Raw genomic sequence first — 14,764 nt, 5'->3', positions numbered from 1 at the left:
ATTATTTCTTCAGATCTTCAATTGAGTTGACGTTTTTCATATATTGAGGCACAACAAGACCCATCTTCACGCCAGTTATACTGACGCCTACATCATCATATTTGCCTTTATATTTGACAGCGTATGGTTTATGGGTATTCGGCAGCCATGCGGAAAGAGATGCGTCCGCGCTTCCCGTCGCAATCGCCGTCCACATCGGACCAGCTTCTACCTGAGTGAGTTTCACGTCATAGCCCAAGTCTTCTAAGACTTTGCCCATAACGTTTGTACTTGCAATCTCACTGTCCCACGCCACATAGGCAAGGTTGATTTTGTCTCCCTTCACCTTTTGCACGCCTTTGGTCCACTCCGCGATTTGATCCTTGTGCTTCTTCACATAATCAGCAGCGGCTTTGGAAGGTTTCTCGCCTTCTTCCACCTTGATCATCACTTCACCCATGTCGTCTTGCGTCCATTTAAACTGGCTCAGAAGCTTAACGGCATTCGGCTGTTCTTTGCTGAAGCCTTTTCTGGTGATCGTATGAATCTCCTCAGCACTGCCGTAAGTTTTTTTCGGATCATCAAGATATTTTAATTTATATCTGGAGAACATCCAGTGCGGAGTCCATCCTGTGATAATAATTGGTTTCTTCCGGTCGTATGACTTTTTGAGCGTAGCAGTCATAGCAGCGCTTGACGATGAAATCAGTGTCCAGTCGTTCAGGTTATAATCCTTCAACGCTTGATCAGTCAGGCTCATAATACCTGAACCGGGGTCAATCCCGATGATCGTCTTGTTCACCTGTTCAGCCGCGGACGCATTTTCGTCGTTTTCTGATCCGCAAGCCGCAAGTGAGAGTGCCAGCATGGCGGAAACACCGATACCGATGATTTTTTTAAACATCAGGCATTCCCCCTGCTTTTCTTCTTCACTTTAATATTTTGTGTAATACGGTCGAGCGTAATCGCAACGATAACGATAGCGATACCTGCTTCTACACCGACCCCTGTTTTCAGCTGTGTAACGGCGCTGTATACTTCTGAACCTAGTCCAGGCGCACCGACCATTGCTGCGATAACAACCATTGATAATGCAAGCATGATACTTTGGTTGATCCCGGCAAGAATGGTTTTTGTTGCAAGTGGAAGCTGAACCTTAATCAAACGCTGAGCTGTTGTAGAACCAAACGCTTCAGTTGCTTCAATCAGATCCGCAGGCACTTGTTTAATACCGAGAACCGTCATACGGATTGTCGGCGGCATTGCGAAGATAACAGACGCAACCACACCCGGCACAACACCGATATTAAAGAAGAAAATTGCCGGCAAAAGATATACGAAAGCAGGCATTGTCTGCATTAAATCAAGGATAGGCGTTACGATACGGCGAACCGTTTCTTTCTGAGATGCCCAAATTCCGATCGGCACACCGACCACAATCGAAATAATGACGGACGTGACAACCAACGCTAACGTTTGCAGCATTGGGTCCCAATATCCTAAATAGTCAATAACGAGAAAGCCAATTAAAGTAAACAGCGCAATTCCTCTCGTACTGATCCACCATGCAAGAGCTGCGAAAATAATCGTTAACAAAATAGAAGGAATAAATCCAAGCCCGGTTACAATCCCGTTTACAAAAATGGCCAAGCCATTTGCGATTCCATCGAGGAATCCGCCAAACGTTATCGTAATCCAGTCAACAAAACGGTCAATGATGTCTGCTAAAGGTATTCTAGGCAGTCTATCCATCTTACTTCACCTCCCGTACAGAAGGATCTTGTGTTTGCTCAGCAGTGCCTTCAACATTGATATAATCGTTATTGCCCGCAAGTGCGCCAATCAGCGCGCCTCTTACGACAATCCCTTTCATTCTTTGCTTTTCATCCACAACCGCAATTGGAATATTCGCATCAGAAACAACGTCAAAAATCTCAGTCAGATACGTATTCTCTGGTACAGTCGTAAATTCCTTATTCAAGATATCCTGAAGGGATAAATCAGACTCGGCTGCTTTTTTCGCATCAGCCGCATAAATGACACCTAACAATTGTTTTTGTTTATCGACTGCATAAATAGATGAAATCCCTAGGTTTTTCATCAGTGTTAATGCAACGCGCGGCCCTTTATCAATCCGCACCGTTTCAGCGCGCTTCATAATGTGGCCGGCAGTTAATACTTTAGACAAATCAACGTCCTCAACGAATTTCTCAACATATTCGTTGGATGGATTCATGAGGATTTCTTCCGGCGTGCCGATTTGAACGATGTTTCCGTCCTTCATCAGCGCGATTCTGTCGCCGATGCGAAGCGCTTCATCCAGGTCGTGCGTAATAAAAATAATCGTTTTTCCGACATTATCATGCAGATCCAAAAGCTCATCCTGCATGTCTTTACGGATTAATGGATCAAGCGCACTAAACGCTTCGTCCATAAGTAGGATGTCCGGATTATTCGTCAAAGCGCGAGCAAGGCCGACACGCTGCTGCATCCCGCCCGAAAGCTGGTCAGGGTATTGGTGTTCAAATCCTTCAAGTCCGACAAGTTTAAGCGACTCAAGCGCTTTTTGCTGGCGCTCCTGTTTGTCTACACCTTGAAGCTCCAGTCCGTATTCTGTGTTTTCAAGTATCGTTCTGTGCGGGAACAAAGCGAACTTTTGGAAGACCATACTGATTTTTTTCCGGCGGACTTCCCGGAGCTGGTCTTTAGACATATTTGTTATCATGTCACCATCAATGTAAATGTTTCCGGCAGTCGGTTCAATAAGCCGGTTTAACAGCCGTACTAAAGTTGATTTACCGCTCCCTGATAGACCCATGATGACAAATATCTCACCATCATATACATCAAAATCTGCTTGGTTAACCCCAACGGTTGATCCGGTTGCTTTCAGGATCTCTTTTTTATTTTTTCCGTCGGCAAGCATTTGAACTGCTTTCTTGGTTTGTTTCCCAAAAATCTTAGAGACTTTTTCGACTTTTATCTTAATCGGTTTCTCATCTACACTCATATTTTCCCTCCATATTAAGCAATCTTTATTACCGTAACACTTATGTAACAACACACACAAACCGCATATTCTCTTTTATTCTGTACCATTTCATGATAAACATCCCTGTGACCTCAAGATCTTATTTATGCTTCTAAATACTCTGTAATCCTCCTTTATTATTGTATTTTACGGGTAAAATTAAGCCTTTTTAGATTGAAAACGCTTTTATTGAATCGAAATTCCCTCTTCCTCTTATGACTTCAAGCTCCTTTACTGGAAAAATAAGTTGCTTTTTCATCTCTATGTATGTATTATAGTTTCATGACTATGAAACAATCAGAAGACCATATCAGAGCTCACATATTCAAAGCACTGTCTGATGAATCCAGGCTTGCAATTATTCGTACGCTTTATTACAGCGGAAAAGAACTCAGCTGCGGTGAAGTAGGTGAAAAATGCAATATAATCAAAACCACAGCATCTTATCATTTCAAAACGCTGCGTGAAGCGGGATTGACTGCAACGCGAAAAGATTCACGGACGAAATATGTCAGGCTGCGTGAAGACACCTTTCAAACATACCTGCCTGGCTTTCTGGAGACCCTCTAAGAAGGGTTTTCTATATACATATCCGTTTCATAGTTTCATAATTATAAAACTATAGGAGTGTTAACAGTGAAACTTATTTGGCTTTTTTTCAGTGTAATGTTTGTCATCGGCACAGATACCTTTTTGCTATCACCGCTTCTCCCGCTTTTGCAGGACCAATTCCATGTCTCCACTGATTTGTCAGGCTGGATGGTCAGTGCTTATGCGCTCGGTTATGCGCTGTTTGCTTTGGCAGCCGGTCCAATTTCTGACCGCCTTAATCGGAAAAAAGTGATGCTGTCGGGACTTGCAGGCTTTATCCTTTCCACGTTTTTATGCGGTATTGCCCCCTCCTTTGCCGCCATGTGCGCATTTCGTTTTGCCGCCGGTGTCAGCGCTGCATTTGTGACGCCTCAGATTTGGGCATCCATCCCTGTCATCGTCCATCCCTCTAAAGTGTTAAAAAGCATGGGGATTGCAACAGCAGGATTAGCTGCTTCACAAATGCTCGGGCTTCCGATCGGCGGATTTTTGGCTTCCTTTACTTGGCACACACCCTTTTTTGTACTGTCAGCAGGCTCGCTGGTTCTCCTGTTCATTTTGGCGGCGGCCATGCCAGATATTCGTCCTGCAAAATCGGCAGCACACCGTTCATCTATATTCAGCCCTTATCGTGAACTGTTTTCACTGCCAAAGACATCAATGATCCTGCTTGCCTATTTTCTCTTTCAAACAGGAAATTTCGCCTCGTTCAGCTTTCTCGGCACCTGGCTTTCTGCAGATTATCATTTAACCGTAGCCCAAATCGGGGCCGCTATGCTTGTACTGGGGCTGGGAAATATGCTTGGAAGCCTTATAGGAAACAAAATTGCATCAAAGCTCGGAACGTGTAAGACATTAATGAGCGGCATGCTGCTGATGGGCGTGCTCTATTTTTCTCTTCCTTTCTTCCCTACCTTATTTATTGTAGAAACCAGCTTTTTTCTGACTTTCTTTACAGCAGGGATCATTTTCCCGTTAATGATGGGGATATTCCAATCCATTTCACCGAACGCACGCGGAACAATTGCATCTCTTTCCAATGCGGCTATGTATGCAGGAACCACTGTCGGCACATGCCTTGCCGGACTTTTATATCAATACACGCATCATTTTGGAGCTGTTACGGCGTTTACAGCGATTTTATTTGTCCTGTCTATGGCCCTTTATCAAACAAGCAGAAAAAACAAACCGCAAGCTGCCGATTCCCATGTAAAAAGCACCTCATGATGAGGTGCTTTTGTTTATTCAAGCTCAGTTTGTTTCGTTTCTGTCCCCATAATCAAAATACACACGACCGCCAGTAAAATGGCAATGCAAAAGATTGAAAAAATCACCGAAAACGAAATATGGCGGGCGGCGAGTGTTCCGACGAGCAGCGGGCCGAAAATGCCGCCAATTCTTCCAAACGCCGCTGTGGTTCCTGAGCCTGTCGCGCGAATCGCTGTTGGGTATTGCTCCGGTGTATAGGCATACAGCACGCCCCACGCGCCCAGATTAAAAAAGGATAACAGCATTCCAGCCGTCAGCAGCAGACCTAAGGAATCTGCCGTTCCGAAGAAATACGCGCTTCCCGCTGTTCCGATCAAATAAATGACCAGTATCCATTTCCGGCCCGCCTTTTCGATCAGCCACGCAGCCGAAAAATAGCCCGGAAGCTGAGCAAGCGTCATCAGCAGAACATATTCAAAGCTTTGAATCATACTGAATCCTTTTAACAGCATCACACTCGGCAGCCATAAAAACATGCCATAATAAGAAAAGACAACGCAGAACCAGACGATCGACAGCATCACCGTCGGCCGTACATACTGTTTCGCCCAAACGCTTTTAACGTTCTCCCACACCGATTTCTTTTTCATAGAAAGCGATTCGTACTTCGGCGAATCAGGCAATCCTGTCCGCAAGTACAGCGCATAAAACGCCGACAGTGCGGTTAAAAGCAAAGCCGCCTGCCAGCCGAAGCTTGGAATGACAAAATAGGAAATAAGCGCCGCTGCCAGCCAGCCCACAGCCCAAAAGCTTTCGAGAAGCACAATGACCCGGCCCCGCTTTTCAGGCACAACCGCTTCCGAAACAAGTGTTGAAGCGACAGGCAGTTCGCCGCCAAGTCCCATCCCAATCACAAAACGGAGAATGAGAAATGCCGATAAGCTTGTGACGAAGGCTGATATCCCGCTTCCGATTGAAAAGCATAAAAGGGTAATGATAAATACTTTTTTACGGCCGATTCGATCAGCCAGCAATCCAAATAAAAACGCACCCACAGCCATGCCGATGGAATTAACGCTTCCGATCCATTTCATTTCCTCGGGCGAAAGATTCCACTCCACGTGGAGCGCGGCGATAATAAACGATAATATTCCGACATCCATTGCATCAAACAGCCACCCTAAACCGGCGACACCCAGCAGCTTACGCTGGGATATAGGCTGTTGTTTTCCCATAGCCAACACCTCTGATATGCAAAATGATTACCGTTTAAGTTTACACCTGTCTTTACACATTGTCATTACCTAATTGATGTCAATCAAAAACCCCGCTTATGATTCACAAGCGGGGGTCTTTTTATTGCTGTAATGCTGCTTTTTTAATATTATCCTGCAGCTGGGCAATTCGTCTTGCGCCCTCTTCCCGGAGGCGTTTGTTTTCTTCTTCGATTTGTTTTGTTTCCTGCATGCCGCTGACAATCGTGTTCCAAGAGGATTCGATCGTTTCTATATCAATGCTCGGTCTGCCGGCCATTCTGGCAATTTCAACACTCTGATTCGAGATGTTCTCCGCATTGCGTTTCAGCATCTCGTTTGTCCGGCGGTCAAGCTCGCTCATAGAGTCAGCCACAAGCTTTTGGCGTTTCACTGTAACGGCCTGAATAATGCCATTTTTGAAAATCGGAATCGTGATAATAAAAGCAGAGTTGATCTTGCCGATCAGCTTAGCATTACCGCGCTGAAGGAGACGGATCTGCGGTGCGGTTTGAAGCGCCACCATTCGCGCCATATCAAGATCATACACGCGTTCCTCAAGCGCCTGAATGCCGTTGCGCAGCGTATCAAGCTGCATTTGCGCAAGCTGGTTTCCGCTTGCCGCTTTTTCTTCATAGGAAGGAAGGATTGACTGCATCTCTTCCAGCTTCATTTGTCCGGCAACAACGTATTTTTCAAGCTCCATGTAGTAGTTGATATTGTTTTCATACATTTCATCGAGCGTGTAGTTTGTTTTTGTCATCTCATCTTTATATTTAGAAATCTCAACGTTGATTTTTTCAATTTCTCCGCCAAGCGTCTGATACTTTTTAAAGATTTTCTCAATCATGCTGCCGCCGCGTTTGAAGATTTTGGCCATCAGTCCCTTGGGTTCGTCAAAATCATTTTTGTCAAAGCGGTCCATGATTTTTCCAAGCTGAGTCAGCATCGTGCCTGAATCTGTCACGCTTGTTGTTTTCATCATCCCCAAGATGCGGTCAGAGAACTTGGAAATTTCAACAGCCGGCTCCTTTCCGTACTCCAGCAGCTCCATTTGGTTTTTCACGTCAATTTGCTGGGCGAGGCGCTGCACCTCTGGTTCCTGGCGGAGCTGCAGGCGGATATCGTCTGCCTTTTGCTGAGAAATTTCTTCGTTTTTATCGAGAACAAGCGGATTTTGATTTTCTGTTGTCATGCTTTTCTTCTCTCCTTACTTTTGGGTAATCGTTCTGAACAGCCTTTTCACGAGCGAGGGCTCTTTATAGTCCTGCTGAAACACCATGTCGTCCAGCCAGTGAATATCATACTGATCCTCTTCGATATAATGCTCAATGTCTTGATGTCCGGGAGGATTATAAATGACGATATCAATGCCGATTTCATTCAAAAACAGCAGGGCTGCGGCGTCTGAGCGTGTGAGCTCACCGTTCATTTCCGTATGATACAGCACCAGTTTCGGAACGGTCTGCGCATAGTCGAACATTTGAATCAATTTCAGCAGGTTAGCAGGAAGGTTTGTTGTTTGTTTAAACAAGTAGATCTGAACATCCTTGACCTGTTCCTGATGCAATGCCTTCAGCCGCGGGTGTCTGCACATTCTCGAGATCGTTTTGGCGATCGCGGTCTGAATGCCTGCCGGAAGCTGTTTGTACTGCCATACATTGCTTGCGATCAGCTTTTCCGGATCAATGTTTCCTTCATGATCAAGCGCGTGGCTGTAATGAAATTGATAGTTCGATCTGATTTCTTCTGTAAGCGGAAAGCTTCGAACCATTTCTGTTTCCGGATAATCCGCCATTGTATGAAGTCTGTTCCAATATTCTTTATTGTCCTTCGACACGCCCATAATTTTGGCAAACACATTCGGAATGTCGATTGAATGTTTATCGGCTTTGAAATTCGGGCGAATAAACGCACGTTCTTTTGCAATTAAAAACAATTCATCATAGGTCGTTTTCAGCGTCACGGAAACCGGTGTGTGATCTCTGAACTGCCAAGGCTTGTACAGCATGGATTCCTCGTGATTCAGCACATGCTCAAATTCCTTTGTCGATCGATACGCCACCGTTGATTTACGGTCAGGTTTTTCTTTCGGGAATGGCTGAAGGTCTGAGACATCCGGAAGCTTTTCCGTGAAGCTTAGCTCCTGCTTAGGATCAACGAGCGTCAGCTGATCGGTTCCCGCGGGATGGAACAATAGGACATCACAGCCGACAAGCATCAAGTAATATAAGAAATACAGCTGACTTTTCGTCGCGTCTCCATACCAGACCACCTTCGGCATCTCCCGCTCTATATCGGCTTTTTCCAGCCAAGGATTCAGGTGGTTCAAGGAAAACTTTGAAACATCAAGAAGCACTCTGCGAAAATCAGGGTGATTCAGTCCCTGCTCATGATTTTCGGCAAAGGTATGTAACAGCGTCATCAGTGCTTTTCTTAAATGGCGGTGCAACATGGGATTGGAATGCTTCGCAATCAGCTGTTCCCCGTCCAGAAAGGCGACAAAGCGGCTGACCGAAAGGCCTTTTTCCTGCTGATTGATGGAATGAATATGCTGAAGCGCCTGAAAAGTTTCAGGTGCAATTGTTTTATCAAGCGTTTCGCTCAGGACATAAATATGATCGTTTACAGAAAGATCATACAGCTCGTTAAAGTAGTCGGTCTCATCAATGGGCGTGCCCAGTATTTGCCCGGCAAGCCGCGAAAAAGAAAGACCTTGTTCATTCTCATAGTGATCCCGCTCCGGCAATGGCTGAAACAGCATACTTTTCCAATCGCCATGAGCCGGAACAGCTTTATGGATGGTTAACTCTTCTTGTCTCATCATATCCTCCTTTCTGGTTTTTTTTTGTGTTTTATACGTGTTTTAATTTGGATATTTGCGATAAAACTAACGCTGTGATTTCTTCTCCCGCCAGCATGCCGCTTGCAGCCGTTTTGCGAAGTTTCGGATCGTGACTTAATACCTCGCCGTGCGCGGGTGCGATGCCAAAATCGGCTTCCCGGATCAGTTCAAGGTCAAGCAGAGAATCTCCAGCCGTATAGATTTCATCAAGAGAGAGCCTGGATTTCAGGTATTCGACCGCTTTCCACTTATTAAGCGGATTGGGAATAAAGTAAAGCTTTCGCCCCTGCAGGGATACTTGCCAGCCCTTATCGGCTCCCCACTTTTTCACAGCGGATATATCGATGTACGGTATTTTTTCCTCATGTAAAATGAGATACACAAAATAGTGATGGGCAATTCGGGTTCTTTTTACCGCATCTGATAACGAGAGACCTGCAATTTCCCTCAGCATGGCCTCGATCGGCAGACACGACGCCAGCTCCTCTTTCATCAGCTCGTCCCACTCTTTCAGAGGCTCGCCGTCCTTTAAGATGCATCCGCCATTTGTTGTCACCGCATATTCCGGCACAATGTCCTGCTGGAAACATAGGATTCTCTTATACTGTTCGTTTGTACGCGTGGTGACGGGAATAAAATAGTGATCCTTCTGAATCTGATTTATATGTTCTTTTACGGCTGAGGAAATATAAGAAAGCTCCCGCCCATTTAAGGTTTCAATCAGCTCAATCCCGGCTTCCTTATCGGGCGTGCCGATCATGCGCCTTGAATAAATTAATGTTCTGTCTAAATCGCTGGCAAACGCGTTCATAGGCTTTTCTCCGCCGGACGAATCAGCCCGCAGCAGCTGTAAGACATGTTCTCGTATTCTTCTACAGGCACTCCCCGATCCTTTGCCAGTAAAAGAATATGTTTCAGCGTTTCTTCAGCGCCAGGCTGAATTAGTATTTTCCAAGGCACTCTGCGAAGAAGCACACGGGTCGTTTCTCCGACTCCCGGTTTGATCAGGTTCGTATTGCTGATGCCAAATTGCTCTCGGATCGTCTCAATGGAAACCAAGCCGCTCCAATCCGGTTTCATACGTGCGCGCTCCAAGCCAATCGCCAGGCGTTCTGCTTCTTTAAAAATAGACGGAAATTGCTCGGCTATCGTTTCAATATAGAATACAGAAACATCCTCTTCGCTCAGCTCACGGTAATATTTCGCCCCGTGAAAATCATCCGGCCCGATCCATTTTTCATTTAAGACCGTGCGGCTGACAAGACCAGATACTGTAGAGTTCAAGCAGGCACTCGGAATCAGAAAATCCTCCTTCGTTCCGTAGATGTCCGCGCAATCACCCGGATCGGCAAGCACCGCAATTTCTGAGGAAAGTCTCGTATTCCAGCGCTGGTTAAACTGTTGGATGGATCGGTTCAGTTCTTTTGTAATAGCGCCTTTGCCTGTCCAGCCGTCGATAAAGGCGATCTTTCCGTCTGGATGATGCTCCAGCATATGCTGCAAGGCGTTTTCATCAATTCCCCTGTCCCGAATAATCGATATGCTGTAGTGCGGAACTGAGATGTGATACTTCATTTTGATGTACCGTTTAATCAATACACCGATCGGCGTGCCCGCCCTTGCCAGGCTGCACAAAACCGTATCGTTGCCGTGTTTGGCGAAAAGCTGCTCCGCCACAGCTCCGGCCGCCAACGCAACCTTCTGTTTACTGTCTTCAAGCGAGGCATAAAACAGTTTCATATACTCATCTGTCGGCTTATATTCGATCGGCAGCATCTCAGAGTAATGGGTGCCGCTTTGAATCGACCGTTCCCGTTCTTCCGTGCTTTTTTCAATCGAAACGGCGGACAAATCTTTTAATAGAAAGGTGACATCCTCCTTCGGATAGCTTCCAATCCGGTCAATTATCTCTGTCAATTCAGATCACGCCTTTCCTGAAAGGGTTACAATGTGGATATGCGGCACTTCTTTTTCTTTGAATATATGAAAAATCGGCTGTAACGCCTCATCCGAAACGGTCTTTTCAAGACAGAAAAAGACTTCGTCATACGCTCCGGCGGGGAGGTTATAGATAAAATGGCGAACCCCCTCATCTTCGGGATTCATAAATGAATATCCGTTCTGCACAGCATAGCCCTCTTTGGCAACAGGGTGAATCGGACTGCGGGTAGTAGAGTGATAAGAAATAGAGCCGTGAAGATGCGCTGCGATGTTCATAGGGATGTACATCAGCTCTCCCGTTCCGAGCACAAGCGTTCTTCTCCCCTTCCGATATTGTTCCACATGCTGCGCAGCTAGGCGGCAGGCCTCGTGAACGGCCTGCCTGTCACTCGCCTTTAAGCCAAATCGCCCTGTTTCCTTCACATAAAAATGCTCGTCTGCGAATGTGGCCGGCTGATAGGGTAAGGATGCAAAGAAGCCGGACAAGTCGATGTCTGTTCTGTTTATTGCTGATTCCTGCGGCTTCGGTTTGTAATCATAGGTAGACTCTGACAAAAGCTCTCCCTTAAAGGAAATGCGCCCAGACAGTAAAGCTGTTGTTGATATGGTAACCCCTAATTCCCGTTCCGCTTCAGCATAAGCTTGTTTGTGTTCCTCAGTCCGCCAATCCAATAAAGACAAAACAGCGTATTCTTTGCGGGGAAATTTCGATTGTATATCCCGAATGATATGCAATGCGGTTTTTCCTGTTGTGATTTCATCATCCACGAGAATCACCGGGCAATTGTTGTTGATCATATGAGGTTCCGCATAGCACAGCTGGTCGGTCGCATGGGAGTGCTCCTCGACAAATGTAATGGAAGGCTCGTTGTTTCGTATTTGTTCACGTGTTGTATGGACATACGCCGCATTCTCAATACAGTCATAAACCGCGTGTCCAAGTGCTGTCGCCGTTTCCGCAAACCCGATCACAAGCGGCGCCTCCTCTAGTGCCACGCGCTGCTTTTGCAATGTTCGATAAGCATTACGAAGGCCGCTGTCCGTTCCTGAAAGAAACCCGTTCAGAATGTCAGCCTTCTCCTTCAGCTCACGCCCCGTTTTTCGTTCAGCGTACTCCAAAGCAAGCAGCCCTGACGCCAAAAGCGGCTTCAGCGGATGAACTGGAATATGCTTTCCCAGCACTTTGCTGACAAATAAAAAACCCCTTTTTTTGTTTACACGCGCCGCCATTTCAAATAAGACTTGCTCCGGAATAGAAAGCGGATTGTCAGTGACTGACAGATCAACCGCCATATTGTCCAATATTTGAAGTGTTTTGCTGTTCGTTGAGCAAATCGGAGAAAGATCGGTTTTCATGATACACCCCATAGATTTCTGATTTTATTATGATGTTCTCAGCCCATTTCATATGGGGCTTCATTTCATTCATTTTGTTGGAAAAATGGCTTTTCATCACACCGATTGAACCGTTTCCGTGATGAATAATGCTTAACGCATCCATATAGTCTTCCTTTGATACAACATACAGGCTGTTTACCGCTTTAAGCTGAGACGGGTGAATGACTGTTTTTCCGTGAATCCCGTTAGCGATATCAAGCTCTGTTTCCTTCACCAAACCTTTGACATGCTCATTCAGCTCAGCAGGCTGGTGTCCTGATAGAAGGTGAGGCTTTTGCGCTGCCTGAAAATATTCCCAGACCGGTCCAGAAACAACAAACGTCCGGCCGAAATAATTGATGACATCTGCCATAAAATCTGCAATCAGGCGAATATCATAGATGGTTTGCCCCGGCTTTCTCCGGATGCCGTATAACCCGCACAAATCAGTCGCACCGATTCGCACGTTTAAAATCAAGTCCTGATATTGATGCAGTACCGCACTCAGCTCTCCGAAAGCCTCTGTCCGCGTCTCTTTTGAAAGCAAATCAGGCGTTTCTAAAATCGGCATTCCATAAATCGGCGCTCTCCTATCGCGAGAAATGTTTTCCAGCGTTTCCGCATAGTCACGGGCGTTCACTCCTGAACATTTCGGAAACACAAAACCGGTTAACAAATGAAGAAAGCGCTTCAAGCGGCCCGCCAGCTCCTGCAGCTGCTTCGGAGAACGCACCCTTACAAACATGAGCGGAAGATTATCCGGTTCTATTTTGTTTTGCTGAATCGCCTGTTCTATGCGCTCAAGCTGAACGTTGAGATTATGTTCAGCCTGCTCGACTTCATGATCCCCAATCGCATCCTCTAAGCAGAAAACAACGGACGTTAGATCCTCGTACTTTTGTTCAGTAATCATAGCGGCTATGTCGTGGCGGGTTGCAGGCATATATAATAGGGCTCCCAGCGCTTGTTCAAGCCACTTTTTCGGCGTCTCTTTCGTGACCTGTTTCGGCACTTGATAAAATACATGCTCTTCTTGACGCGCTGATAAATAGTGGAAATACCGCAAACCAGTCACCCTCTTTTCTGTAACAAAAAAGGAAGGACATGAAACTCCCTCCTTGTTTTGTTTTATTCTTCTTTTGACGCAGCTGTTTGTTCGCGCACCTGCTTTTGTTTGTTGATATAGTGAATGATAAATGTTACCGCAAATGCAGCGATAATGATAATGAAGAATACAGAATGCGGCATTTCATAATGGAAAGCGCTCCCTGCCATTTTCAGCGCGATAATTCCGATTAACACGAATGCTGTGTTTTCAAGCTCAGGGATTTTATCGATCAGCACAAGGAATACTTTTGCGACTGTACGCATCATTAAAATACCCAGCATACCGCCGATCAAAAGAACCCATACTTTTTCAGATACCGCAAACGCGGCCAAGATGCTGTCCACAGAAAAGGCAAGGTCCATCAGTTCAACTGAAATAACAGTTGCCCAGAAGATACCGAATGTACGGACCATCCAAGAGTTTTTCTTAATACCGTCTGCTTCCTCTTCTTTTTCGCCGATCCAGAAGTGCTTAATGACGAGCCAAGCCAGGTAAAGCGCGCCAAGCACCTTGATCCACCAGAATTTTATGAGAAGCATACCGAGTCCAATGAAAATAAATCGGAAAATATACGCTCCGAATAAACCATACGTTAACGCTTTTTTACGCTGTTTTTCCGGAAGGTGTTTCACCATTACCGCAAGAACTAACGCGTTATCGGCCGATAAAAGGCCTTCCAGCACAACAAGGGAACCGATCAGACCCCAAGAAACCGGATCAGTCAGAACTTCCCCCCACATTTCCCAATCGAAAAATGAAGCATACGTAGACATGATGTGATGTAAAAATTCCAAGTTTTTTCCTCCTATTAATTCAAAACGGTGACTGCTTTATTTGTCACTCGCTTACACCTGCAAACCGTAGTTCCGGCATAATGAAGCAAGGCCGCCGGAAAAACCGCTGCCGATCGCATTGAACTTCCACTCGTTTCCGTGTCTGTACAGCTCACATACGACAACGGCTGTTTCAATGGAGAAATCTTCCCCCAAATCGAAGCGAAGAAGCTCATTTTGAGTCTCTTCATCTGCAACGCGTACAAACGCGTTTGACACTTGTCCAAAGTTTTGGCTGCGTGCTTCCGCGTCATGAATGGTAACTGTGATGCCGATTTTCTCAATGTGAGCAGGGATTTTTGAAAAATCAACGATGATCTGCTCATCATCTCCGTCGCCTTCTCCGGTGCGGTTGTCACCCGTATGGATGACACCGCCGCTCGGATGCTCAAGGTTATTATAGAAGACGAAATCGAGATCATTCACGCAGTTATCATGCGCATCCACTAAAAAGGCTGAAGCATCCAGGTCAAAATCGTGTCCGCCTGAGTACTTATTTGTATCCCAGCCTAAACCAATCACCGCTTTTGTGAGTCCCGGATTTGTTTTCGTTAAATCCACACGCTGTCCTTTTGCTAATTGAATGGCCATACTGCC

General features: G+C 45.8%; 14 protein-coding genes. 2 read left to right on the top strand and 12 right to left on the bottom strand.

Annotated elements, in window-relative coordinates; genetic code table 11:
- Position 1: 1 nt before the first annotated feature.
- The 3 genes from NSU16_RS01785 to opuAA are packed head-to-tail and all read right to left on the bottom strand — an operon-like array spanning position 2 to position 2,989.
- Entirely contained in the window at positions 2–883 is an 882-nt protein-coding gene (locus NSU16_RS01785; RefSeq protein ID WP_010332939.1) for a glycine betaine ABC transporter substrate-binding protein, read from the bottom strand.
- Positions 883–1,731, bottom strand: a complete 849-nt coding sequence (gene opuAB / locus NSU16_RS01780; RefSeq protein ID WP_010332937.1) for a glycine/proline betaine ABC transporter permease subunit OpuAB — start codon at positions 1,729–1,731, stop codon at positions 883–885. The genes NSU16_RS01785 and opuAB overlap by 1 nt, the downstream gene beginning before the upstream one ends.
- A gap of 1 nt (position 1,732) precedes the next feature.
- Positions 1,733–2,989 carry a glycine/proline betaine ABC transporter ATP-binding protein OpuAA gene (opuAA, locus tag NSU16_RS01775; protein WP_010332936.1) on the bottom strand — a complete coding sequence of 419 codons (1,257 nt, stop codon included), beginning with the start codon at positions 2,987–2,989 and terminating at the stop codon, positions 1,733–1,735.
- Between the two features lie 288 nt (positions 2,990–3,277).
- On the opposite strand from opuAA, the gene NSU16_RS01770 reads away from it, so the two are divergent.
- Together NSU16_RS01770 and NSU16_RS01765 are read left to right on the top strand one after the other, a co-directional pair.
- Positions 3,278–3,580 carry a metalloregulator ArsR/SmtB family transcription factor gene (locus NSU16_RS01770; protein WP_339191924.1) on the top strand — a complete coding sequence of 101 codons (303 nt, stop codon included), beginning with the start codon at positions 3,278–3,280 and terminating at the stop codon, positions 3,578–3,580.
- Between the two features lie 66 nt (positions 3,581–3,646).
- Complete coding sequence (locus NSU16_RS01765; protein WP_339191923.1) at positions 3,647–4,828, top strand: MFS transporter; 1,182 nt, start codon at positions 3,647–3,649, stop codon at positions 4,826–4,828.
- Between the two features lie 14 nt (positions 4,829–4,842).
- On the opposite strand, the gene niaP is transcribed toward NSU16_RS01765, so the two are convergent.
- From niaP to NSU16_RS01720, 9 genes are all read right to left on the bottom strand, one after another.
- Positions 4,843–6,045: a niacin permease NiaP gene (gene niaP, locus NSU16_RS01760; RefSeq protein WP_010332935.1), complete on the bottom strand. Its 1,203-nt coding sequence runs from the start codon at positions 6,043–6,045 to the stop codon at positions 4,843–4,845.
- A 121-nt stretch (positions 6,046–6,166) separates the two neighbouring features.
- Positions 6,167–7,258 carry a toxic anion resistance protein gene (locus NSU16_RS01755; RefSeq protein WP_010332934.1) on the bottom strand — a complete coding sequence of 364 codons (1,092 nt, stop codon included), beginning with the start codon at positions 7,256–7,258 and terminating at the stop codon, positions 6,167–6,169.
- Between the two features lie 15 nt (positions 7,259–7,273).
- Positions 7,274–8,887 carry a YceG family protein gene (locus NSU16_RS01750; RefSeq protein ID WP_010332933.1) on the bottom strand — a complete coding sequence of 538 codons (1,614 nt, stop codon included), beginning with the start codon at positions 8,885–8,887 and terminating at the stop codon, positions 7,274–7,276.
- A 31-nt stretch (positions 8,888–8,918) separates the two neighbouring features.
- Positions 8,919–9,719, bottom strand: coding sequence for an HAD family hydrolase (locus NSU16_RS01745; protein WP_326191203.1), 801 nt, complete (start codon positions 9,717–9,719; stop codon positions 8,919–8,921).
- A complete protein-coding gene (locus tag NSU16_RS01740) occupies positions 9,716–10,825 on the bottom strand; it encodes a cysteine protease StiP family protein (RefSeq protein WP_326203806.1) in 1,110 nt (369 codons plus the stop codon). The genes NSU16_RS01745 and NSU16_RS01740 overlap by 4 nt, the downstream gene beginning before the upstream one ends.
- 6 nt (positions 10,826–10,831) lie before the next feature.
- Positions 10,832–12,142 carry a phosphoribosyltransferase family protein gene (locus NSU16_RS01735; protein ID WP_339192629.1) on the bottom strand — a complete coding sequence of 437 codons (1,311 nt, stop codon included), beginning with the start codon at positions 12,140–12,142 and terminating at the stop codon, positions 10,832–10,834.
- Positions 12,132–13,292, bottom strand: coding sequence for an HpcH/HpaI aldolase/citrate lyase family protein (locus NSU16_RS01730; RefSeq protein ID WP_339192628.1), 1,161 nt, complete (start codon positions 13,290–13,292; stop codon positions 12,132–12,134). The genes NSU16_RS01735 and NSU16_RS01730 overlap by 11 nt, the downstream gene beginning before the upstream one ends.
- A 62-nt stretch (positions 13,293–13,354) precedes the next feature.
- A complete protein-coding gene (locus NSU16_RS01725; RefSeq protein WP_010332928.1) occupies positions 13,355–14,128 on the bottom strand; it encodes a TerC family protein in 774 nt (257 codons plus the stop codon).
- 51 nt (positions 14,129–14,179) lie between these two features.
- Positions 14,180–14,758 (bottom strand): TerD family protein, encoded by a 579-nt coding sequence (locus tag NSU16_RS01720; protein ID WP_010332927.1) that lies wholly within the window; start codon positions 14,756–14,758, stop codon positions 14,180–14,182.
- Positions 14,759–14,764 lie beyond the last annotated feature (6 nt).

Source organism: Bacillus sp. FSL K6-1003 (assembly GCF_037964945.1).
In the GTDB taxonomy this organism is placed as follows: Bacteria; Bacillota; Bacilli; order Bacillales; family Bacillaceae; genus Bacillus; species Bacillus mojavensis.
Note: the sequence above shows the minus strand (reverse complement) of the source record. Positions and strands in the feature narration are given on the sequence as shown.